The 22759-nt window shown below is 61.9% G+C and carries 17 protein-coding genes; 8 read left to right on the forward strand and 9 right to left on the reverse strand.

Annotated features, from left to right (window positions below):
- The first annotated feature begins 852 nt into the window (after positions 1-852).
- Complete coding sequence (locus FJ940_RS16420; RefSeq protein WP_246671101.1) at positions 853-1230, forward strand: hypothetical protein; 378 nt, start codon at positions 853-855, stop codon at positions 1228-1230.
- A gap of 265 nt (positions 1231-1495) precedes the next feature.
- Here FJ940_RS16420 and FJ940_RS16425 read toward each other — a convergent pair whose 3' ends face one another.
- The 5 genes from FJ940_RS16425 to FJ940_RS16445 are packed head-to-tail and all read right to left on the reverse strand — an operon-like array spanning position 1496 to position 7868.
- Positions 1496-2434: an ABC transporter permease gene (locus tag FJ940_RS16425; protein WP_140657143.1), complete on the reverse strand. Its 939-nt coding sequence runs from the start codon at positions 2432-2434 to the stop codon at positions 1496-1498.
- Positions 2427-3509 (reverse strand): ABC transporter permease, encoded by a 1083-nt coding sequence (locus FJ940_RS16430; protein ID WP_224619929.1) that lies wholly within the window; start codon positions 3507-3509, stop codon positions 2427-2429. The genes FJ940_RS16425 and FJ940_RS16430 overlap by 8 nt, the downstream gene beginning before the upstream one ends.
- Positions 3506-5023 (reverse strand): ABC transporter ATP-binding protein, encoded by a 1518-nt coding sequence (locus tag FJ940_RS16435; RefSeq protein ID WP_140560695.1) that lies wholly within the window; start codon positions 5021-5023, stop codon positions 3506-3508. Before FJ940_RS16435 ends, FJ940_RS16430 begins: the two co-directional genes overlap by 4 nt.
- Positions 5024-5057: 34 nt before the next feature.
- Positions 5058-6071 carry a BMP family protein gene (locus FJ940_RS16440; protein ID WP_140560696.1) on the reverse strand — a complete coding sequence of 338 codons (1014 nt, stop codon included), beginning with the start codon at positions 6069-6071 and terminating at the stop codon, positions 5058-5060.
- A gap of 15 nt (positions 6072-6086) precedes the next feature.
- Positions 6087-7868, reverse strand: coding sequence for an adenine deaminase (locus FJ940_RS16445; protein ID WP_140500717.1), 1782 nt, complete (start codon positions 7866-7868; stop codon positions 6087-6089).
- Between the two features lie 160 nt (positions 7869-8028).
- On the opposite strand from FJ940_RS16445, the gene FJ940_RS16450 reads away from it, so the two are divergent.
- Positions 8029-9003 carry a LysR family transcriptional regulator gene (locus FJ940_RS16450; RefSeq protein ID WP_140500716.1) on the forward strand — a complete coding sequence of 325 codons (975 nt, stop codon included), beginning with the start codon at positions 8029-8031 and terminating at the stop codon, positions 9001-9003.
- Positions 9000-10799: an adenine deaminase gene (gene ade / locus FJ940_RS16455; RefSeq protein WP_140657145.1), complete on the forward strand. Its 1800-nt coding sequence runs from the start codon at positions 9000-9002 to the stop codon at positions 10797-10799. Before FJ940_RS16450 ends, ade begins: the two co-directional genes overlap by 4 nt.
- A gap of 81 nt (positions 10800-10880) precedes the next feature.
- Here the strand turns inward: ade and FJ940_RS16460 are convergent, their stop codons facing one another.
- The 4 genes from FJ940_RS16460 to FJ940_RS16475 all read right to left on the reverse strand — a co-directional run bounded on the left by FJ940_RS16460 (position 10881) and on the right by FJ940_RS16475 (position 15819).
- Positions 10881-11597, reverse strand: coding sequence for a GntR family transcriptional regulator (locus tag FJ940_RS16460; protein ID WP_140500714.1), 717 nt, complete (start codon positions 11595-11597; stop codon positions 10881-10883).
- A gap of 156 nt (positions 11598-11753) precedes the next feature.
- Positions 11754-13229, reverse strand: coding sequence for an amidohydrolase family protein (locus tag FJ940_RS16465; RefSeq protein WP_140525727.1), 1476 nt, complete (start codon positions 13227-13229; stop codon positions 11754-11756).
- On the reverse strand, positions 13219-14415 hold the full coding sequence (locus tag FJ940_RS16470; protein ID WP_140657146.1) for an amidohydrolase: 1197 nt from the start codon (positions 14413-14415) through the stop codon (positions 13219-13221). Before FJ940_RS16470 ends, FJ940_RS16465 begins: the two co-directional genes overlap by 11 nt.
- A 33-nt stretch (positions 14416-14448) precedes the next feature.
- The gene (locus FJ940_RS16475) at positions 14449-15819 is read right to left on the reverse strand and encodes an amidohydrolase family protein (RefSeq protein ID WP_140560699.1); all 1371 of its coding nucleotides are present in this window, start codon (positions 15817-15819) and stop codon (positions 14449-14451) included.
- A gap of 159 nt (positions 15820-15978) precedes the next feature.
- Between FJ940_RS16475 and FJ940_RS16480 the strand changes: the two genes are divergently transcribed.
- The 5 genes from FJ940_RS16480 to FJ940_RS16500 all read left to right on the forward strand — a co-directional run bounded on the left by FJ940_RS16480 (position 15979) and on the right by FJ940_RS16500 (position 22741).
- On the forward strand, positions 15979-17550 hold the full coding sequence (locus tag FJ940_RS16480; RefSeq protein ID WP_140657148.1) for an ABC transporter substrate-binding protein: 1572 nt from the start codon (positions 15979-15981) through the stop codon (positions 17548-17550).
- 160 nt (positions 17551-17710) lie between these two features.
- Positions 17711-18676: an ABC transporter permease gene (locus FJ940_RS16485; RefSeq protein WP_140500709.1), complete on the forward strand. Its 966-nt coding sequence runs from the start codon at positions 17711-17713 to the stop codon at positions 18674-18676.
- Positions 18676-19575 carry an ABC transporter permease gene (locus tag FJ940_RS16490; RefSeq protein WP_140518197.1) on the forward strand — a complete coding sequence of 300 codons (900 nt, stop codon included), beginning with the start codon at positions 18676-18678 and terminating at the stop codon, positions 19573-19575. Before FJ940_RS16485 ends, FJ940_RS16490 begins: the two co-directional genes overlap by 1 nt.
- Positions 19575-21299 (forward strand): ABC transporter ATP-binding protein, encoded by a 1725-nt coding sequence (locus FJ940_RS16495; protein WP_140567955.1) that lies wholly within the window; start codon positions 19575-19577, stop codon positions 21297-21299. Before FJ940_RS16490 ends, FJ940_RS16495 begins: the two co-directional genes overlap by 1 nt.
- The gene (locus FJ940_RS16500) at positions 21299-22741 is read left to right on the forward strand and encodes an amidohydrolase family protein (RefSeq protein WP_140500706.1); all 1443 of its coding nucleotides are present in this window, start codon (positions 21299-21301) and stop codon (positions 22739-22741) included. The genes FJ940_RS16495 and FJ940_RS16500 overlap by 1 nt, the downstream gene beginning before the upstream one ends.
- Positions 22742-22759 lie beyond the last annotated feature (18 nt).

Here is a 22759-nt window from a genome sequence, read left to right on the forward strand (position 1 = left end):
CCATCTTGGAACGAAGCCAAACGTTCTCTAATTGCAGATGCTGGTGACTTGGAAGGACGCGCACAACGGAAATCCAAGGAATTTTCGACGCACTCGCAACATCCAAGCATGAGCGGTGGAGAGAAGTTCTATACTCACCTGTTCGACCCGGGGCCTGATGACCGTCCCATGCCGGGGTTGATCCATATGGCGTGGCGTCGCAGGCGCGAACCTTCAAATTTTCCGTGATAAAGAGAATGCTGGATTCAGTAGGCTGACAATTGTAGTGCCGAGAATAGATGAGGCCCGCAATCGCTTGAAGAAATTGGAGTGAAGCTGGCCGCTGAACCGGAGGCTGACTGCGGAAGGATCGCTACGAGTTCATCTGCAAGGCGTGGGCGTCACAGCCGGAACGCTTCAGACTCAATCCGCTCCAGCAAATGCCGGGACCAAACATTTAGGCGATCAACCGGGGTGGGCAAGATGTGCCGCGTGCGCAGATATCAGGGCCCTGAATCTGCCGCTCAACAGGCACCTCGCCGCTGGCCAATCGCTCGCCGCTGGAAAACGCGGCCGCGCTGGCTGAGGAAAAACATCTTCGGCTGGGCCGGCGACTCTATGCCATGAAGCCTCCGGCAGGCTTGGACCGCGCGAAAAAAGGCGGCGTCGCCCGGCTGGGTCTGTCACACTACACCACGACGGACGAGGTCGACCAAGCCATAGAGGCCGTTGCCCGGCTCGCGGTCCGACGGGGGGCATTAAGTAGGCAAAAAGGGGACCGGCTGTGGCTGCTGTGGATAATGGGTCCTGGTGTCTTGCTGATTGGGCCAGCTAGCGCGCACTCTCACAGCTATGGTGGCAGAGCATGTCGAATTGGCCTTGTTTGAGCAGTCACTCGGCAACATCGAAGGCCTCAATCGACCGTTCTGTGATCGTGTGGCGGACGCTGCGGAAAAAACCGAAGGGTCGGTTCTGTTCGATGTCCGCGTTGACGGCGATACCTGGGTTCAGCGGATAGCTGCGATTGGGTATGGCGTGATAGGTACAGCCATAATCGTGATGGGGAAGAACGGACAACTTAGATGCGCATCGGTAGACGGGGATATCGCTCTTTTGGTGGCAGAATTGGCTGCCTGGAATGCGTCTCCGCTTGGTGAGCAAGCGAAGATTGATCAACGCGGAGCAGCCAACATCCTGCTGGCGACGCTCCGTAGTTCAGGTCACTTCGGCAGTGGTGGCTGGCGTTCCTGAGCGAGGCTTGTGCAGCCTTCTGGCTAACCACCAGCGGGATAGTCGAGTTCCAACGATCCAGATTTCCAGGGCGGCAAATTGCTTGCCCTGTGACGTCCCGTGACTGACGGTCAGGTCTCCCTGCCTGGGCGGGTTGGCTACAATACCGGCTTCGCCAAAGCGGTCGATCTTGCTGGAAGCTTGCTGCCGCGGTCACGGGTTGGGCCATGCCGCATGGCAGCTACGTACAGGCAGCCTTACAGCAGCAGAATGAAAACCGACCGTCCTATTCCCGCCTGTACGGCACGCCCAGCATAGCCGGTGCGCTGGTCCGCGAGCGACGGATCATCAACGCAACGATCGCCGCAACATAAGGCATCATCAACATATATTGGTAGGGAATGGCGATACCGACGCCCTGGATTTGCAATTGCAGCGCGTCGAGGAAGGAGAACACCAGAGCCGCCACGCAAATCGGGTAGGGGCGCCATAGGCCGGCGATGACGATGATGATGGCCAGCCAGCCGCGCCCGTTGGTCATGTCCGGCACGAAACGCGCCGCCTGGCCGACGGAGAGAAACGCGCCGGCAACGCCCGCCATCAGGCCACCGAAGAGCACGGCGGCATATTGCACCGGCGCGACCTTTACCCCCTTAACATCGAGGGCCTTGGGATTGTCGCCGGCGCAGCGCACGATCAGTCCATAACGCGTCCGGAACAGGAAGAGCCATACCGCCGGCACCATCAGAAAGGCTATGTAGGTCAGCACCCGCTGGTCAAACAGGATGGGGCCCAGCACGGGAATATCGCTCAGCCCCGGCACCGGCACATCGGCGAAGAAGGGGATGGTCGGCGTCTTGCCGTCGCCAGCGAAAGCGGAACGCAACCAGTATGTGGAAAGGCCGGCGCCGAGCAGGTTGACGGCAAGACCGGTGACGATCTGCTCTACTTTCAGCGTGATCACCAGCACGGCAAAGACGAGAGCCATCAGCGCGCCGGTAAATCCGGCAGCGAGGACGCCCAGCCATAACGCCCCGCTTTCATAGGCGGCGAGATAGCCGGTGAAGGCTCCCATCAGCATCATGCCCTCAAGACCCATATTGTAGACGCCGCTGCGCTCGGCGATAAGTTCTCCAAGTGCGGCGAGCAGGAGCGGGGTGCTGATGCGGATGGTGGCCGCCGCCACACTGACCAGGATTGAGGTTTGAAAGAGTGCGTCAAGCACGGCCGACCCTCCGCAGGCGGAAATTGCACGCTGCCCAGCCAGCTAGGAAGAACAAAAGCAGGATCGCCTGGATGGCGTATATCAGCGCCGAGGGCACGCCGGTCTTGATCTGCATGAGCGTAGCGCCGTTGAGCAACGCTCCGAACAGCACCGAGGAAACGACGACGCCAAGCGGATGCAATTGGCCGAGGATGGCCACGATGATGCCGCTGTAGCCGTAACCTGCTATTACGCCTGCCTTCAGGCGGTAATGGACGCCGTAGACTTCCGTGATCCCCGCGAGCCCCGCAAGCGCGCCGGAAACCAGAAGCACAACTATGACCAGCCTTCGAGTATTGGTGCCCTGTACATCGAGCGCGCGCATGTTGGACCCGGCAGCCTTGATCTCATAGCCCAGCGGTGTGCGCGTCAACAGCATGTGAACCAAGCCAGCCGCCACAATCGCCAGCAGGAAGCCGGAATGCAGGCGTGAACCGGAAAACAGCAACGGAAGCACCGAGCCCGGATCGACCTTCGGCGTCTGTTCGAAGAAGGCGCCCGCCTCGCTCCATGGGCCGCGCAGCAGCAGCAGCGAAAGGACATAGACGATGATGTAGTTGAGCATGACGGTCGAGATCACCTCATCGACCGAGAAGCGGGTCTTCAGCACGCCCGCAAGGCCGGCATAGAGTGCGCCGCCGACAATGCCACCGACTATAACCACAGGAATTTGGATGAAAGGCGAAAAGCCGGTGAGATTGTGCTGCGCCCAATAAGCGAACATGGCGCCGGCAAAAACCTGGCCTTCGGCGCCAATGTTCCAGATACGCGCGCGGAAGGCGACACAGGCAGCAAGACCGGTGAAGATCAGGGGCGTTGCCTTGACCAGCGTTTCGCCGGCGGCGCGCAACGAGCCAAAGCTGCCTTTCAGGAGAGCCGTGAAGGCGGCACCCGGGCTGGCGCCCGCGGCGGCGAAAAGCAGACTGCAAACCAAAACCGCCGCGATCGCCGCCAAAGCAAGTGCAACGATGCGCGCGGTCGGCCGCGGTTCCAGCCGGCGCTCGAGGCGCCACTCCACGAGGTTGAAACCGGTCACGCCGCAGCCTCGCTCCCATGGCCGGCCATCAGGCTGCCGATTTCGTCATAGGTGGTTTTTTCCGTATCGAGCACCGCAAGGACGCGGCCGCGAAACATCACACATATACGACTGCTGAGAGCGAAAAGATCCTCCAGTTCCTCGCTCGCAAGCAGGATGGCGCAGCCTTCGTCGCGCTTGTGCAGGAGTTGTCGGTAGACGAATTCGATGGCGCCGACATCGAGGCCGCGCGTCGGCTGGTTGCACAGCAGAAGCCGCTTCGCTTTGGCGAACTCGCGGGCGAGGATGACCTTCTGCGCGTTGCCGCCAGACAATTTGCGAGAGGGTGACGACGGCCCGGTTGCGGCAATCGAATAGGCAGCGATGACCATGCGTGCATTTGCGTCGAGCGCCGCGGTGTCGATAAATGGCCCATTGCGCCAGCGCGTTTGCCATTGTTGGCCGAGTACAAGATTCTCGCCGATATCGAGATCGGCAACGAGCCCGTCGCGGAAGCGGTCGCTGGGCACGTAGCCAATGCCTTTCGCAGCAATCGTCGCCGGTGAGTACGCCTGCAGAGTTTCGCCATCGAGCAAGACCGTGCCGCCGTCGGGCGCGGCGAGGCCTGCGAGGCACTCGAACAGCTCATCTTGGCCATTCCCGGAAACGCCGGCGATGCCGACGATCTCGCCGGCTGCGATGTCGAGCGATGCGTTGTCCAGCACGGGCCTTCCATCGCGCAGGTGCGTGAGCCCACGCACCGAAAGCACCGTCTCGCCGGTCGCTTTCGCATCTGCGGCGCGCGCCGGCGCCGCAACGGAGCGGCCGACCATCATGGTGGTGAGTTGGTCGCGGCTGACGTTCGAGGTTACGACCGTTCCGACCAGTCTGCCCTTGCGAAGCACGCTGACCCGGTCGGATTGCATCACTTCCGACATCTTATGGCTGATCAGCACGACCGACAGATCTTCACTGGTGAGCCGCCGCACGATCGCAAACAGGCGGCGCGATTCCTCGGGCGTCAGCACCGCCGTCGGTTCGTCGAGGATAAGCAGTCTGGCGCCAGTGTAGAGCGCCTTGACAATCTCGACCCATTGCTGTTCGCCGACGGAAAGGTCGCCGACGTGCCGGTGTGGGTTGAGCGAGATGCCGTAGGTGGAGCAGATCGTCTCGATCCTGGACAGAGCCTCAGCCCGGCCGAGCCGCCAGCCGGAGCCCGTGCCTACCGCCACATTCTCCAGCACAGTGAAGCTGGGCACTAAGACGAAATGCTGGTGCACCATGCCGATGCCGGCGCGGATGGCTTCGCCCGGCGAGCCTAGCTGGACGGTCTTGCCGTCCACCCGAATTTCGCCGGCGTCTGGCTGGTAGAGCCCATAAAGGCAGGACGACAGTGTCGACTTGCCTGCGCCATTCTCCCCCAACAAGCAATGCAATTCTCCGGGCATGACGTCGAGCGAGACGTCGTCATTGGCGGCAAGCGCAGCGAAACGCTTCGTCAGGTGCCGAACCGACAGGCGCGGTATCTTGCTCATCTCGGATCGGCCCGGCTTGGCACCACCTCCGGCGTCAGTCCGATTTCGGCTCGTTCACATTGAGCTCGATTTTCTTCTCGCCGCTCTGGATGGCCTTGGCCGTTTCAGCCGCAAGCGCCTTTACGTCATCGGGCATTTTGGCTTCCCAAGCAGGATTGAGGATGAGGTCGCCCGAACCCTGCTGCCAGCTGAACCACCTTGGTTCCTTCGGCGCGTCGAATTTGGCGTTCATGGTCTTTGCCTTCCACCATTCATCGATGATCCAATTAATGTGCGGATCCCATTTGACGATGGTGGAGGCGACGATCGACTTCGGCGCCACTTTCGACATGTCCACATAATTGCCGAAGCAGCCTATGCCGCGCTCCTCACAAACCTCGAAGGCGCCCGACATCTGGTAGATCATGTCCGCGCCGGCGGCGATCTGCGCCGAGGTCGCCTCGTTCGATTTAGCCGGATCGAACCAGGACTGGATGAAGGTGATCTTCTGTTTCACCTTTGGGTTCGCTTCCTTGGCGCCGGTGAAGAAGGCATTGATCTGATCGTTGGTATCTTCGGCCGGGAAGGTGGAGATGGCGCCGATGACATTCGACTTCGTGAGTTTGCCGGCCAGTTGCCCCATCACGTAGGCAGGCTCGTGCGCGTGGACGAATATCCAATAGGCATTGCCGCCGAGTCCGCGATTGCCCGAACCGCTCATGACGAACATCGTATCGGGGAATTCGTCCTTCAGCTTCTCGATCGCATCTGCATAGGCGGTGTCGCCGAACAAGATGTCGTAGTCGCCGGTCTCAGCATAGGTGCGGAACACCTGCTCGGCATTGTCGTAAACGTTCTCGGTATAATTGACCTCGATGTCGAGGCCGTGGGGCTTGGCGGCGATGATCCGGTCCATGGAACTCACGAAGGATGATTCCCACGGTGCTTCCTTGCCCGCCGAAAGAATGCCGGCGATCCTGAGCTTGGTCGGCTCTTCGGCTTGTACGCGGCCGCCCCACAGCCACGTCGCGGCCACGAGCGAAACAGCGACAACAAGGTTTTTCAGCATGGTTCCCTCCCTTTTCTAGCGTTCCCAGTCATGAAGCCGGCTTAACGGATCGACCACCGTCAGGTTTATGCAATCGATCAGGCCGAGATCGGTTATCGCGAAATCGGGAATCGCGGTGATCTGCAGCACGAACATGTACATGAAAGGCCATGGCAGCCTACAGCCGAGCGCGCGCGCGGCCGCGTCGAGCTCCTGCTCTTTCTTCGCCATCTCTGGAGGATCAATGTCCGATACGATTCCGCCGATCGGCAGGGGCAGGAATGACACGATCCGACCGCCGTCCGCCACCGCCTGGCCGCCATTGTTCTCGATAATGTGGTTGATTGCCAACGACATGTCGTGGGGATTGGTGCCCACACAAACGATGTTGTTATCATCAGGCGCCGTCGAAGTGGCGAGTGCGCCGGAGCGCAGTCCGAAGCCTGAAGCGAACGCGACCGGCCGATGGGAAGTGCGGCCGTAGCGTTCGACGACGGTGAGATACTGCACGTCCTGTGATGGATCCGCGTCTATATAGCCGTCGCGGACCGGGAGCACGACATCACGTCGCGTGCGTACGAATATTCTCTCGGGCGTAACGGCGATCGCCAGCACGGCCGCCTTGTCGCCCGCTCCGGGCGCGCGCACCAATAGGTCTTTCTGTGAAACCGGCGCTACCTTGAATGTGTTGGTGACAACGGCGCTGCGGGCAGGCGGCGCAAGATCGTCCACGAGCTTGCCGTCGCGAGCGGCCAGCTTGCCTTTCGCGATGACACCTGAGACATGGAAGTCCGCGATATCCTTGACCAGCAGGATATCGGCGGCGAGCCCGGGCGAGATCGAGCCGACCTTCTGGCCGATGCGCAGCGCCTCGGCGCCGTTGATGGTCGCCATCTGGATGGCGGTGAGCGGCGGAACTCCCATCGCGACCGCCATGCGGATCATGTTGTCGAGGTGGCCGCGGGCCAGGATATCCGAGGCGACCACGTCATCGGTGCAGAAGCTGACCCGGCTCGTCGCGGCTATTCCCATCTCGGTGACCATCCGCAGGTTCTCTTCGAGAAAATGGGAGATCGAAGATTCGCGAATGACGACATGCATGCCTTTGCGCAGCTTCTCCAGCATCTCGTCCGCCGTGTAGCTCTCGTGGTCGGAGCGCACTCCGGCCTGCAGGTAGCTGTTCAATCGATTGCCGCGACACATCGGCGAGCAGCCGAGGATCGGCAGACGGCTCTTTTCGGCGATCTCGACCGCCTGCAGAACGTGCTCATCCATCGTGTCGACGAACTCGCGCACCGTCTCCCATATGCCGACGCATTCCGGCCAGGAATGGGTGGCGCGGTGATCGTCCGGTCCGAAATAATAGCCGACGTTGGAGCGAGGCAGTGTGTAGGGCGTCTTGCATGGTGCGCCCCAGAAGATCTTGAGAGGGGTTGCCTTGGCCTCGTCGAGGAATTCGCGGGCGCCTTCCAGGCCGGACACCACGAGGATCTGGTCCAGGCCCGACACAATCGAAGTGGTGCCGAGCGGCACCACCGCCTTGGCGAAGCTAGTTACCGACATCTTGGAACATTCAACGTGGAGGTGGCCGTCTATCAGGCCAGGGCAGAGGAAATAACCAGTAGCATCGATCATCTCGGTCTCGGGGCCGCGGTACTCCGAGACGTCTCCGACAGCGACGATGCGATCCTTGTAGACGGCGACGTCGGCCGGATAGATCTCACCCGAAGCGACGTTGACTAGTGTGCCGCCGGTGACGATGAGAGTCGATTTATGCTCGGCGCGACCAGCACGGATGAATTCGCGTATGTCGGACAAATTCATCTCCGCTCGTGTGGCCTCGCTCGGGCTTGGGACCAAGCTTGTCTGCGCCAAAAATCCCACCTTGCGCGCTCTGATCCTGTCGTATTAGGGTCGTCCATGCAAATGGCAGTTTCTGGCTAGTTCTGGACGCACCGTTCAAATTCTTGGACGATCGATGGATTTTGAAGCGATCGATTATTTTATCAAAGTGGCGGAGGCGCAGTCGCTCTCGCACGCCGCGAAACTGTATGGACTGCCCAAGTCCAGCCTCAGTCACAAAGTGCGCGCGTTAGAGGATTCGCTCGGTGTCGCACTGTTTGTGCGCGACGGTCGGGAATTGCATTTGAGCGATGCCGGGGCCGAGTTCCTCGACCATGCGCAACGCATCAAGGAAAGTTGCGAAGGAGCCAAGGCGGCGATCGCCGAGGCGGGCCACGATATCGCCGGCACGCTGACGATCGGCTCGACCGGCGAGTTCGGCACTTCCTTCACCTCGGAACTGCTGTTCGCCTTCCGTCAACAGTATCCGCAGGTGAATGTCGACGTGATCTTCCTTTCGCTCGGCTATTTCCTGGCGCCCGAAAAGCACCAGCCTTTCGACGGCATATTCCATTGGGGCGAGCCGGCGAACTCAGACTACATCGCTCGCAAGCTCGGGGAGGCTTCCTTCTGTCTCTACGCCAGCCCGCGCTACATTGAGCAATTCGGGGAACCGTCGACGCCCGCAGACTTGGCGGGCCATGGGGCCGTCGCCTTCCGCCGCCCGAGCGGCGTGCAATCCTGGCACCTCGAGCGCGGCGCGGAAACGGTCGACTTCATGCCGACCGCGCAGTGCATGGCGAACGACTACTGGATGCTGAAATACTTCGCCGTAGCCGGCGAGGGTATCGTCTATCTGCCAGCCTTCTTCACCGAGATCGAGTGCAAGAACGGCGATCTGGTGCCGGTGCTCCCGCAATGGCGCTCGCCACTGGTTCCAATCAATCTGCTCTACATGCGACGCCGGTATGTGTCGCGTAAGTTCGCCGCTTTCCTTGATTTCTGCCTGGACTATTACCGCCAGCGCGCCGCTTACAGTTCGCCAAGATATTGCGTCGAGGTCGTGCGGCCCTTTGCGGGCGCGCGCGCCGGGGGAGAAAACAACAGATGATCCAGAGCTGGTTCGAATGCGCGCCGCAGTTGGTTGATGTCGCCATGGGACGCACGCCGGCCGACATGGTGGTCCGGAACGTGCGCTGGGTGAATGTCCATTCGGGCGAGATCATCCCCGCGACGGACATTGCCATCGCGGTCGGCCGCTTCGCCTTCGTCGGCCCGAATGCCGACCATGCCGTGGGCCCCGAGACGCAGATTATCGACGGAGAGGGCCGCTACGCGCTGCCGGGGCTGTGCGATGCGCATATGCATGTCGAGAGCGGCATGGTTACCGTTACCGAGTTCGCGCGTGCGGTCATCCCGCATGGCACCACCTCGATGTTCATCGACCCGCACGAGATCGCCAACGTCCTAGGCATGCCGGGCGTCAAGCTGATGCACGACGAGGCTGCCGGACTGCCGATCAATGTGTTCGTGCAAATGCCGAGCTGCGTGCCGAGCGCTCCGGGCCTCGAGAACGCGGGTGCCAGCCTCGGTCCCGCCGACGTGCGTGAGGCGATGTCGTGGCCGAACATCGTCGGCCTCGGCGAGATGATGAACTTTCCTGGGGTGGTCGCCGGAAATGGCGACATGCTGGCCGAGATCGCTGCCACTCAGGCGGCAGGCAAGACGGTGGGCGGCCACTATGCCTCGAAGGATCTCGGTCTGCCCTTCCATGCCTATGTCGCCGCCGGTCCGTCCGACGATCACGAAGGCACCAGCCTGGCCGACTGCGTTGCGCGGGTGCGCCAGGGCATGCGCGCCATGTTACGGCTTGGCTCCGCCTGGTACGACGTCGCCGCGCAGATCAAGGCGCTGACCGAGCTCAGCCTGGACTCGCGCAATTTCGTGCTGTGTACCGACGACAGCCATTCCGGCACACTAGTCAATGACGGCCATATGAACCGCGTTGTGCGCCATGCCATCGCCCAGGGATTAAAGCCGATCACCGCGATTCAGATGGCCACCCTGAATACTGCTCAGCATTTCGGCATGGAGCGTGAGCTTGGCTCGATAACGCCCGGGCGGCGCGCCGACCTGGTTTTGACCTCCGATCTCACCGAACTCCCGGTCGAAACCGTCATCGCACGCGGCTGTGTGGTGTCGAACGACGGCAAGCTCGTCGCCGACATCACGCCCTACGACTATCCCGCCTCGACCAAGAACACGGTTCGCTTGGGCAAGAAGCTCTCAGCGGCGGACTTCGACATCGTGGCGCCCGAGGGTGCGAACCAGGTCATGGCGCGGGTCATCGGCGTGCTCGAGAACCAGGCACCGACCCGTGCCCTGGAGGCTTCGCTCGGCGTCTTGAATGGTATCGTTCAGATGGATCGGACCGGTGACGTCTGCCAGATCGCGCTGGTGGAACGGCATCACGGCACGGGAAAGGTCATCAACGCGTTTGTTTCCGGCTTCGGTTACGACAAACCATGCGCCATCGCCAGCACCGTCGCCCATGACAGTCATCACATGATCGTGGTGGGTACCAACAAGGACGACATGACGCTGGCGGCGAATCGGCTGGGACAGGTCGGCGGCGGCGTCGTGCTGTTCAGCGAAGGACGCGAACTTGCGCTTGTCAGGCTGCCGATCGCCGGACTGATGTCTGACCAGCGCGCCGAGATCGTGGCAGAAGAAGCCAATGGCCTGATCGCGGCGATGCTTGCCTGCGGATGCGCCCTCAATAATGCCTATATGCAGCACTCTCTGCTGGCGCTTGTCGTCATCCCGGAATTGCGCATCTCCGACATCGGACTGATCGATGTGTTGAAGTTCCAGCCGACCGAAGTGCTGGTCGCCACGACCACATGAGGAGGCGGATTTAACCTGACATCACCTTCGTCCTGATTATTTTCGGGTCGCTCCTCGTCTCTTCGGCATTCATCCAATAAATCAGAGCCCTTCCTCCCGCGCATAGGCAGCAAGAAGGTCCGGAAAGTCATTTTCGGGTTTCGCTTTCAGCAGTGCACGTGTGGTGATTGCATCAATATGATGGTCCATCAAGGCAGCCGCCTTGTTCCGGTCGGCCGCGGCCAGGGCGGCAATGATCTCGTGATGCTCGGATACGGCGCAGTCGGACGAATGCGGCCGTCCGTAGAGCGACAGGATGAGCGATGAACGCGAAACGAGTTCCGTGACATAGCGCAGCAACAGTTCGTTTCCGGTCAGCGAGGCAAGCAGCACATGAAATTCGCCGGCCAACTGAATCGACGACGCGGCATTGTTGGCTTTGGCCATCTCTTCCGCGTCGACATGAGCTTCGAGCTGTTTAATCTTTTGCGGCGTCAGCTTGCCGATTAGCGTGTCGACCACCAGCGCTTCAAGCGCCCGCCGCACCTCGAATATATTGTGGCCTTCCTCCAGGCTCGGCTGCGCGACGCAGGCGCCCTTGTGCGGGCGCAATTCGACCAGGCCTTCGCCGTTCAGTCTTGCCAGCGCCTGCCTGACAATGGTGCGGCTGACGCCCAGCCGCTCGCCGATCGAATCCTCAGGCAGCTTTGTTCCCGCGGTCAGCGCCTGGTCGAGTATGACGCGCTTCAACGTGCGATAGACCGCGTCGGACTTGGATACGGCGGATTTCGGATTTTTATTGCGAATGTTGATTGTCATGACCGATCCTGAAAATTCATATCCAAGCACACAAGAAGAAAAGCATCCGCAAAGCCGGAGTTTAGAGATGCAAACGGCCCGGCGTCGAGGGCCAATGCCGTCGGCTCGCGTGCCATCAAGGTTTATTCCAATCGTTGTGTGTCGTTTCTGGAGCCCTCATGCCATGAACATCCGATAGCTGGGAGGGAAAATCTCGGCGACCGTCGGATGTCGCCAGGTGCGTTGCGGATAACGCTGGACAAGCCGTTCGAACTGGGCCTGTGCGCGCTGGTGGGCTGCATCGAGATCGAAACCCGGAATGGTTCGGGCGCTCATCACGGTGCGCCCGTCAATGATGACCGTGTGCACATCGCGTCCGCTTGCGGACGTCGTCAGGCAGGCGATCGGATCGAGGACCTGTCCCAGATGGTTGCCGGACAGGTCGAACACGACGATGTCGGCGGCTGCTCCCGCCTGCAGACGTCCCAGGTCCGACCGGCCGAGCGCGTCGGCGCCGCCAATCGTGGCCGCGTCATAGAGATCGGCTGATTTCGGCGTCTCCAGATTGCCCGCCATGACGCGGCCGAGCATCAGGCCGACCTGCATGTTCTGCACCATGTCGGGTGGCCAGGTGTCCGTGCCCATGCCGATGCGCAGACCCTGGCCGCGAAGGCGGGCGAAATTGTCGAGCGCCGCGCCATGCCGCGCCATCACCAGCGGGCAATGCACCAATGTGGCACCCGAACCGGCGATGATTTCGAGATCATCGCCGTCGGCGTGGGTGCCATGCGGCAACAACGCTCTTTCGCTGAGAAAGCCGATGTCCTGGAGCCAGCGGGCGGATGTCGTGCCGAACCGGCGACGCACTGTCTCGATCTCGAATGAAGACTGGCAGCAATGCAGACGGACCGGCACGCCGAGGTCTCGCGCGGCATTGGCGGTCCTGCGCAACAGGTCGGCGGTCCAGAACTCGACACGGTCCGGTGCAAGCATGGTTCGCACCAATCCGCCGAAGCGTCCTTCGTGCTCCAGGCAAAAGGCAACGGCATCGTCCAGACCCTCCGCGCCGCGCTCTTCGTCCACCTCGACGACGATGCCGCCATCCGCTTCGATGACGGAATGGCCGGCGCGAAAGGCAGGCCCGAGATAGACGCGAAGGCCCAACTCTGCGGCGCTTTCGGCGGCGGATGCGAATTCGTCCGATGTCTCGTTCCATGCACGATAAAACAGCGATGCGATCGGCAATGCAGTAGTGATGCCGTTGCGGATGAGTTGCGCGAAGGCATAGTGTTTTTGAAACGCCAGCTCCTCGCGCGCCAGCATTTCTACCGGCCCGGCTTCCACATAGTCGCGCGGCCAGACGCGGCCCTTCTTCCAGCCGGGTTGATGATCGAGGCCGAGCACGCCCGTATCCAGGTCCGAAAGCGCATCCAGATCGATGAAACCCGGGCCGATCAGCGCCCTGCCATGATCGATCCGCCGCTTTACAGGCCCGCCGTAGCGATGGCCGACGAAGACGATCCTGCCGTTCTCATGGACGACCTCGCCATTCTCCAGAAGGATATGGCGCCCGTCCCGGTGGCCGACAACCCATCGTGCGGTGAGCAGGACGGGTCCGTCGTCACGCTGGTTCGTCCGACGACTATGCGACATCGGGCAGATCTCCGGCCAGCGCACCGTCACGCACGAGCACGCGGCCGCCGCGGATGACCGTGCGCTTCCGTGGGGTCAGGGCCACGGCTTCCGCCAGGGTCCGCGCGCAAACCAGCACGACATCGCCGTGGCAACCGGGCGAAAGCCCATAATCCGTCAGGCCGATACCTTGCGCGCCGCCAAAGGTGCAAACGCGCGCCGTCTCTTCCAGATCGGCATCGTTGGTCATGCCGTTGCGCTGCGCAAGATATTTGGCCCGCTCCAGCATGTCGCCATTGCCCCATGGCTCCCAGGTGCCCTGGATGCCGTCGGAACCGGATGCCACGACGAGGCCGGACTGGCGCATCATGCGCAGCGGAACCGCCGGCGCGGATGGGCTGCCGACCGTCATGACGGCGATGTCTTCAGCCGCCAGCGCGTCGATCAACGTGTGCTGCCTATGCGTGTCCAGCATGCCGAGACAATAGGCATGGCTCACCATGACGCGGCCCTGAAGGGAGAGCGCCTTGGTCCGTTCGACGATCAGCTCAAGGCAGAAGGCGCCCAATTCTCCCGGTTCGTGCAGATGAATGTCGACCGGCTTGCCGTATCGATCCGCGAGCGCGAAGATTGCATCCAGGTGGCGAACCGGATCCCGCTCGATCGTTGCCGGGTCGATGCCGCCGACAATATCGGCCCCCGCCTTCAATGCGTCCTCCATCAGCGCCTGCGTGCCTTCGCGTCCCAGCATGCCGCTTTGCGGGAAGGCGACGACCTGCACGTCGACCAATCCCTTGAAGGCTTCGCGCGTTGCAACGACACCCTCGATGTTGGTAATGCCGATTTCCGTATCCACATCGACATGGCTGCGGATATGCGTCACGCCGAAAGCCAGCGTCTGCACGATCTGACGCGCCGATTGCCTGCGCGCATCGATGCCGAGTTCCCGCTTGGCCTTCCTGTCGGCCAGGATCCTGTCGTTGCGCGTGGGTCCCACACGGTTCTGAAACCAGTCCATGCCGACAAGCGTCTTATCGAGATGCGTGTGCGCCTCGACCAGGCCGGGCAGGGCAACCTGTCCAAGCCCGTCGATTTCATGCGCCGCTTTCCCGCTGGTTGCGTGCGCGAACCGACCGTCGCGAATGTAGAGGTCCGTGACAGCGCCGCCCAAGGGCCTGACATCGCGAATGAGAAGGTCTTCGGTCATCTGGGTCTCCCTGTTTGCGCCCCGGAACTCGGCCTATGCCAGCCCGGCGCGTTTCATCATCAGATGGAAGGCTCCTTCGGCGCGATCCAGAATGGCGTCTTCATCGTGATCGACGAGGCGGCGTCCGCGCATGAGGACACGCCCGTCGACGATCGTCGTGTCAACATCCGCGCCGTTGGCGAAGCGTGCCAGCCGCTGCGCGGGGTGCGCCGGCGGCCACAGATGCGGCTGGCGCATGTTGACCAGGATGATGTCGGCGCGCTTGCCCGGTTCCAGCGAGCCGATTTCGTTCTCCATCGACAGGGCACGCGCGCCCTCGATGGTCGCCATCTCCAGCAATTGCATCGGCGGCAGGACCGCATCGTTCCTGAAGTGCCGGGCATGATAGCGGTGCGCCTGGAACATGTTGCGGAACATGTCGAAAGAGCGATCGGGCGCCGCCGCGTCGGTGCCGAGCGACACGGTGACACCCCTTTCCATCAGTTCCGTCGCCGGACAACGGCCCGAGACCGACATCAGAGCACTTGGATTATGCGCCACCTTGGCGTGGCTGCGTTTCAGCGCGGCGATGTCTGCCTCGGTCAGTTCGATGCAGTGCGCCAGCAGCGAATGCTCGTCGAACAGATCCAGCCGTTCCGCATTGGCGGCGATGGAACCGTCGCGATGGCCATCCTGGATGAACAGCACGTTTTTTGCGCGAGCAAGGTCGCGAGCATTGCGGGACAGATTGTATACCGTTTGTTCGTCAAGTTCGCGCCGAGTGAACACCGGGAGAGAGACCGCAATCCGCACGCGGCCATCGCGACCAGCCCAATCATCGATGATTTCCGCGCACACTGCCAACTGGGTTTCCGGCGAAATGGTGATTTCGACAGACGGAACGTATGCGTGGTCCCGATAGACATGGGACGAGGTCGGCCGGTTCGGCCCGACGGCGAGTATCTCGCGCACTCCCATTTCGGCGATGGCGGCAAGATGTGCCCGTGCTGCCCCCGGCGCCTCGGTGCGCATGATGTCCGGCCCGCCGCCAAACAGCAGGGCAGCGGTGGTCGTTCCGCATTTTATGCGCTCAAGGGCCGACAATGTGGCCTCGGCTGCCCAGAATTCCGTATCCGACGCCTCTGCATAGATACGCCCCGCGATAGTCATCCAGGCTTCGGAATCGTCTCCCAGGCCTTTGGTCAGCATGTGACCCGCATGCGCGTGCGTGTCGACGAGACCCGGCATGACAACCATTCCCGAAGCATCGATGCGCGCCACCTTCTGATCTGTGGCGGGGGCCGCGCCGTCGCCGGCGGTGACGATCCGGCCATCCTCCACCAGGACATAACCCCTCGAGAAAATCCGGCGCCCCGCATCCATGGTGACGATGACACCGTTTTCTATCAGCAAGGCCTGGGTCATTCGGAATCCCTTTTCGGAACGGTCACTTGAGCGGTTTTGCACATCAGAAACGAAATCGAACATGCCTGCCTTGATATTGTGCACAATGTGTGTACGATATCAATGGGGATAAATGGTATCCAATGGATCTGAAATTTCGTATACAAGTGGGAGAAGAAAATGAGAAAATGCGTTAGGGTCCTGCTCGCCGGACTTGCGATGGTGATGTCGGTGACAGCGCCTTCGCTTGCACAGACACTGCGCTGGTCATCGGCCGGCGACGTCATTTCGTACGATCCGAATGCCCAGGTCGACAGTTTTACCCAGAGCGTCCAGAACATGGTGTTCGACGGGCTGGTGCGCCGCAACAAGGAAATGGCTATCGAGCCTGCGCTTGCGACCTCCTGGGAGATCGTCTCGCCGACGCGCTGGCGCTTCAAGCTGCGGCAGGGCGTCAAGTTCCACGAAGGTCAACCCTTCAATGCCGACGATGTCGTCGCCACCATCCAACGTCAGATCGATCCCGGCGCGCGCAACCGAGAAAACCTCTCCGCCGTAACCGGCGTCGAGAAGGTCGACGACTACACGGTCGACCTGATCCTGCGCGGACCCTATCCGCTGCTCCTGAACGATCTCGTCGCCATCTACATGATGAGCAAGCCATGGATGGAGGAGCACAATGCCCTCAAGCCCGGCAATGCCTCAACGGGGGTCGTCACCTACGCCAGCAATCATGCCAATGGCACCGGCGCGTTCAAGCTGGTCAGCTACGAGCCGGACTCGCGCTCGGTCTTCGCCATCAACAAGGAATGGTGGGACAAGCCGCAGCACAATCTGACGGGGGTGGAATTCCGCCCGATCGCTTCGAACGCCACGCGCGTCGCGGCGCTGCTTTCGGGCGAACTCGACATGATCGCGCCGGTCCCGTTGCAGGACATCGACCGGGTCGCCAACACCGCCGGCCTGAAGGTTGTCGAGAACCCGTCGCTGCGCGAGATCTTTCTCGGCTTCAGCTTCCGGCCGGAGCTTCATGCAGCGCCCGGCAAGCCCAATCCGCTGCTGAACGTGAAAGTGCGCCAGGCGCTTTGGCACGCGGTCGACCTGAACACGATCCAGAAGCGTTTGATGCGCGGAAAGTCGCGCACCTCCGGCACACTGGTCGCGCCACAGGTCACCGGCTACGATCAGTCGATCGACGTAGCGCTGGACTATGATGTCGCGAAGGCGAAATCCATGCTGGCGGAAGCCGGCTATCCCGACGGCTTCAAGGTTGGACTGGCCTGTTCCAACGACCGCTACATCGCCGACGAACAGATCTGCCTGGCAATCGCGTCGATGTGGGCCAAGATCGGCGTCGAGGCCGACGTGCACGTCGAAAGCAAGACGACCTATTTCCCTCGAATGGATAAGGGCGATCTCGATATCTATATGCTCGGATGGGCCTCGCTACCGCCGATGGATGGCTACAGCGTGCTGCAAGCCTTGCTGGCGACCAATGACGGCAATTATGGCGGCAGCAACCCCAACGGGCTTTCCAACGCCAAGATCGACGAATTGGCCCGTTCGGCATCGACCGAACTCGACGAGGCCAAGCGGGTGGATATGCTGAAGGCGGCCTTCAAGATCACGCATGATGAGGCCCTCTATCTGCCGCTGCACCAGCAGCCGGTCGCCTGGGCGATGAGCGACAAGGTCGACATGCCGCAATTCCCCGACGAGTATGTGCGTCCCTGGTTCGCGCATATGAACTAGGAAAATACGCCGGTAAGGCGTGCCCGCGCTTGCGAGGGAGCTTTCGCGGACACGCCTGACTCGGTTGGAGCGCCTGCTATCCGTGGTGGATCGCGAGCTGCTCCAGCGGTGGCGCAAGCCCCGCCTGTCTCGATCCGCGCTTCTTGAAAGGTTTTTCCTGATGATCCGGATTCTATCGGTGCGGCTGTTGCAGGCCATCCTCGTGATGGTTGCCGTAACCGCCATCGCCTTCATCATGTTCCGTTTCGTCGGCGATCCGGTCGCCACGATGGTGCGCGAAGGCGCGAGCCAGGCTGAGAAGGATGCCTTGCGCGTCGCTCTCGGACTCGACAGGCCACTTTTCGTACAGTTCCTCGAATTCGTCGGGCGCGCGCTTCATGGCGACCTCGGCACCAGCTTTCGCTACCAGGAGCCTGTCGTCAGCCTGCTGTTGACCAGGCTTCCCGCAACGCTGGAACTGGTCGTGGTCGCGACCCTCCTGTCGCTGTTCATCGGCATCCCGACGGGGGTTCTCTGCGCCCTGAAGCCGAACGGCTTTCTGTCGCGGCTGATCCAGTCGCTGACCCTCGTCGGGATATCCATGCCGACATTCGTCACCGGCCTGCTGCTCATCCTGATCTTCGCCGTCAGTCTGCGCTGGCTGCCGTCCTCGGGGCGTGGCGAGCTTGTCGATCTCGGCTTCTGGAAGACAGGCTTCCTGACGGCCTCCGGCCTCAAATCGCTGATCCTGCCTTCGATCACACTGGCGCTGTTCCAGTTGACGCTGATCATGCGCCTCGTGCGCTCCGAGATGATCGACGTGCTCTCTTCGGACTATGTCCGCTTCGCCTTCGCGCGCGGTCTGCCCCGCCGCTACATCTACGGCCGTCTGGCGCTGCGCAATGCCTTGATGCCGGTCGTGACCGTCACCGGGCTGCAGATCGGACAACTCATCGCCTTCGCCATTGTCACCGAAACCGTCTTTCAGTGGCCGGGCATGGGGCTGCTTTTCACCAACGCCGTCGGCTATCCGGACATCCCCGTCCTCGCGGCCTATCTGCTGTTCGTCGGCTTCCTGTTCGTCGTGATCAACATGGTCGTCGACATGCTCTACGCATTGATCGATCCGCGGCTGAGGACAAAATGATGGCAACGCAGGTATCTCTGTCGCGCAGGCTTCCTCCCATCTCGGTCATGATCGCTGGCTTGATCCTGGTGACCATGCTGGTGCTGGTGATCTTCGCTCCGTTGATTGCACCCATCGATCCGCGCGATGTCTCCTCATATTCGCTGATCGACATGGAAATCCCGCCCGTGTTCATGGACGGTGGCGATCCGCGCTTCCTGCTGGGCACCGACAATCAGGGACGCGATCTGGTCTCGGTCATCCTCTTCGGCCTGCGCATATCGATGCTGATCGGCGCCGGGGCGGTATTGTTGGCCGCTGCCATAGGCGTCACGCTGGGATCGATAGCCGGCTATTTCGGCGGTATCATCGACAGCATCGTGATGCGGATCGCCGATGTTCTGGTGAGCTTTCCGACGATCCTCGTCGCGCTTCTGATCAGCGGCATAGCCCGCGCGCAATTGAGCGCCGATACGGTCTCGAGCTGGGCCCCGGTCATCCTGATCTTCGCGATCGCCGTCAACGAATGGGTGCAATATGCCCGCACCGTGCGGGCCTCCAGCATGGTGGAAATCTCCCGCGACTATGTACGGGCCGCCAAGGTCATCGGTCTTCCGTCCCGCCGCATCATGATGCGGCACATCCTGCCCAACGTGATGAGCTCCGTCATGGTGATCGCCACCATCAATCTGGCGGGCGCGATCCTGACCGAGGCGACCCTCTCGTTCCTCGGCGCCGGCATGCCGGCCACCTATCCCTCGCTCGGCACGCTGATCCGCATCGGCAACGAGTTCCTGTTCTCTGGCCTGTGGTGGATCGCCGTTATGCCCGCCGTCGTGCTGGTCGTCCTGGTTCTGGCAGTCAACATAATCGGCGATTACCTGCGCGATCGCTTCAACCCCAAACTGATGGCGAACTGATGGAAAACACAACGCCACACGCACTCGATATCAGGAACCTGCGGGTCGAATATCCGCTTGCCAACGGCAGCATTCTCGCTGCCGTCGACAACATCGACCTGACGATCCGGCCCGGCGAGATACATGCACTGGTGGGAGAATCCGGTGCGGGAAAAACCACCGTCGGCAATGCGCTGATGGGCTTGTTGCAGGCTCCCGGCAGGATTGCTTCCGGCACCATCACCATAGCGGGCAAGCCGATCGACATCCGAACCGGTCGCACCAAGGGGATCATTCCAGGCCGTGACGTCGGCGCGATCTTTCAGGATCCCATGACAAGCCTGAACCCGCTTTTCACCGTGGAAAGCCAGTTGTGCGAAGGCATGCTGGCGCATCTGAAGATCGGGCGCCGCGAAGCCAGGGCCCGCGCGCTCGAATTGATGAGAGCCGTCGGCATTCCCGAGCCGGAACGCCGGCTGGGCAACTATCCGCATCAATTGTCGGGCGGCCAACGCCAGCGTGTCGTCATCGCCACCGCACTTGCCTGCGACCCAAGGCTGATCGTCGCCGACGAGCCGACGACGGCGCTCGACGTGTCGGTGCAAGCGCAAATCCTCAAGTTGATCCGCGAACTTGCCGATGATCGCCGCGTCGGCGTCCTGCTGGTTACCCACAATATGGGCGTGGTTGCGGAAATTGCCGACCGGGTCACGATCATGCAGAACGGTTGCGTGGTCGAGAGTGGATTGACACGCGATGTGCTGACGGCGCCCAAGGCGCCTTACGCGCGCACGCTGATCGCCGCCGTTCCGCCGATCGACATTCGCCTTGACCGTCTGCCGGTCCCAAGCGAGGAAACGAAGACGACACTGGAGGCGCGCGAAGCCGTGCGCTCCAAGAACACCGGCACCGCTGCGGGGAGCAACGGCGAAGCCGCGCTGACTGTACGCAATCTTTGCGTGGAATACGGCCAGCGCTCGTTCATCCCGGGCCGCAAGGCATCGGTCTTCAAGGCCGTGAAGGACGTCTCCTTCGAGGTGCGCCGCGGCGAAATCTTCGGGCTTGTCGGCGAGTCCGGTTGCGGCAAGACCACGGTCGCCAACACCATTGCCGGTCTCGTGACGCAGAGTTCGGGAACCATAGAGTTTCAGGGCACGGCATTGGCCGCCCGTCGCGACAAGACCGTGCGCCAGTCACTCCAGATGGTGTTCCAGGACCCGTATTCGGCCCTCAATCCAAGGCTGCGGATCAATTCGGCGATCGCGGAGCCAATCCTGTTCTACAAGCTTGCCTCCAGCGCGGCGGAAGCGCGGCTGGACGCCGAGACATTGCTCGAGGCGGTGGGCCTGCCGGCGCAGGCCGGCTCTCGGTTCGCCCATGCCTTTTCAGGCGGCCAGCGCCAGCGCATCGCGATTGCGAGGGCGCTCGGCCCCCGGCCATCGCTGCTGATCTGCGACGAGCCGACCTCGGCGCTCGACGTGTCGGTGCAGGCGCAAATTCTCAACCTGTTGAAGGACCTACGAGATCTTGCCGGGCTGTCGATGCTGTTCATCAGCCACGACCTCGCGGTGATACGGCAGATGTGCGACCGGGTCGCCGTGATGAAAGGCGGCGAGATCGTCGAACTCGCGGATACCGAAACATTGTTCTCCGCGCCCACTCACGAATACACGCGCGAACTCCTGCGCCTCGCGCCTTCGCTCGACCGCATCCTTTGCAGCGAAAAAAGAGAAGCGAGCCTGTGATGGCAGACATTCTGATCAGAAACGGCACCGTCATTGCTGTCGATCCCGATCGGCGGATCATTCCCGATGGCGCCGTAGCCATCGAGGGAGACCGCATCGTGGCCGTCGGCGCTTCGCAAGACGTGGCGCGGGACCATCCGGCGCGCGAGACGATCGACGCCCGCGGCATGGCCGTCATGCCAGGCTTCGTCGACAGCCACGCCCATGCCGGGCACGGGCTGATCAAGACGATGGGCGGCGGCCGCAGCGACCTCTGGTACAGGGCATGCCAAGGTGCCTATACGGTGGGTTCGACGCCGGAATTCTGGCATGCGGAGGCGCAGCTTGCCGCGCTGGAACGCCTGCGTTTCGGCGTGACGACCGGCGTGTCCTTGCTGGGCGGCGGCGATTCGGTCATGCGCACCGACGATCCGGCCTATGGCAACGCCCATATGGAAGGCGTGCTTGGCATCGGCACGCGCTCAGTGGTCGCCGTCGGCACCACGCGCCCGCCGCACCCCCTGACTTATGCACGTTGGAAGGGCGCCAGCCGTACCGATTATCCGGTGTCGTTCGACCAGCAGCTTGCCACCTCGCAAAAGCTGGCCGACCGCTGGCACGGCACCCACGAGGATCGTCTGCATCTCGCCCTGCTGACGCCGACCATGCATCAGGAACATCTTGATGGTCCCGGGGCAGGGGACGCCATCGCGCAATCGCGCAAGGTCAGGCAGATCGCCGAACAGCGCGGCCTGATCTTCACCCAGGATGGTCATACCAAGGGCAGCGTGAAGATCGCCGGGGAGATCGGCATTCTGGGGCCGCGCACACTGCTGTCGCATGCGACCGCCCTGACTGACGAAGAAATAGCGATCTGCGCCGAAACCGGCACGAGCATCGTGCACAATCCGAGCGCCGTGGCCGCCATTCTCGCGCGCTGCCCGGTCACGGAACTTCTCGACGCTGGCGTCGTGGTGGCCATCGGCTCCGATGCGACCGCGCCGGACCGCTCCGCGGACATGTTCCGTCACATGCAGCAATGCATGCACTATCATCGCACTCATTTCCACGATCCGAGCTGGCTTCCGCCGGGCAAGGCCCTGGAGATGTGCACCATCGACGGCGCGCGTGTCCTGGGCCTCGACCATCAGGTCGGATCGCTGGAGCCCGGCAAGAAGGCCGACGTCATTCTTGTCGACCTGCGGCGCCCGCATCTCTACCCGGCCAACATGCCGGAATTCCGTGTCACCTATTTTGCCAACGGCAACGACGTCCACACCGTGCTGGTCGGCGGACGCGTGCTGTTGCGCGACCGCAAGCCGGTTCATGTCGATCAGGATGCCGTGCTCGATGCTGCGCAACGGGAGACGGAACTGATGATTGAGCGGCTGGGCTTGCGCGATCTGCTCAGGACCCCGGACCGGTTCTGGCGGCACAGCCGCGACACGGATCTGATCGAATAGGCTTCAATATCGAGACAG

Source organism: Mesorhizobium sp. B2-3-7 (assembly GCF_006442695.1).
GTDB lineage: Bacteria > Pseudomonadota > Alphaproteobacteria > Rhizobiales > Rhizobiaceae > Mesorhizobium.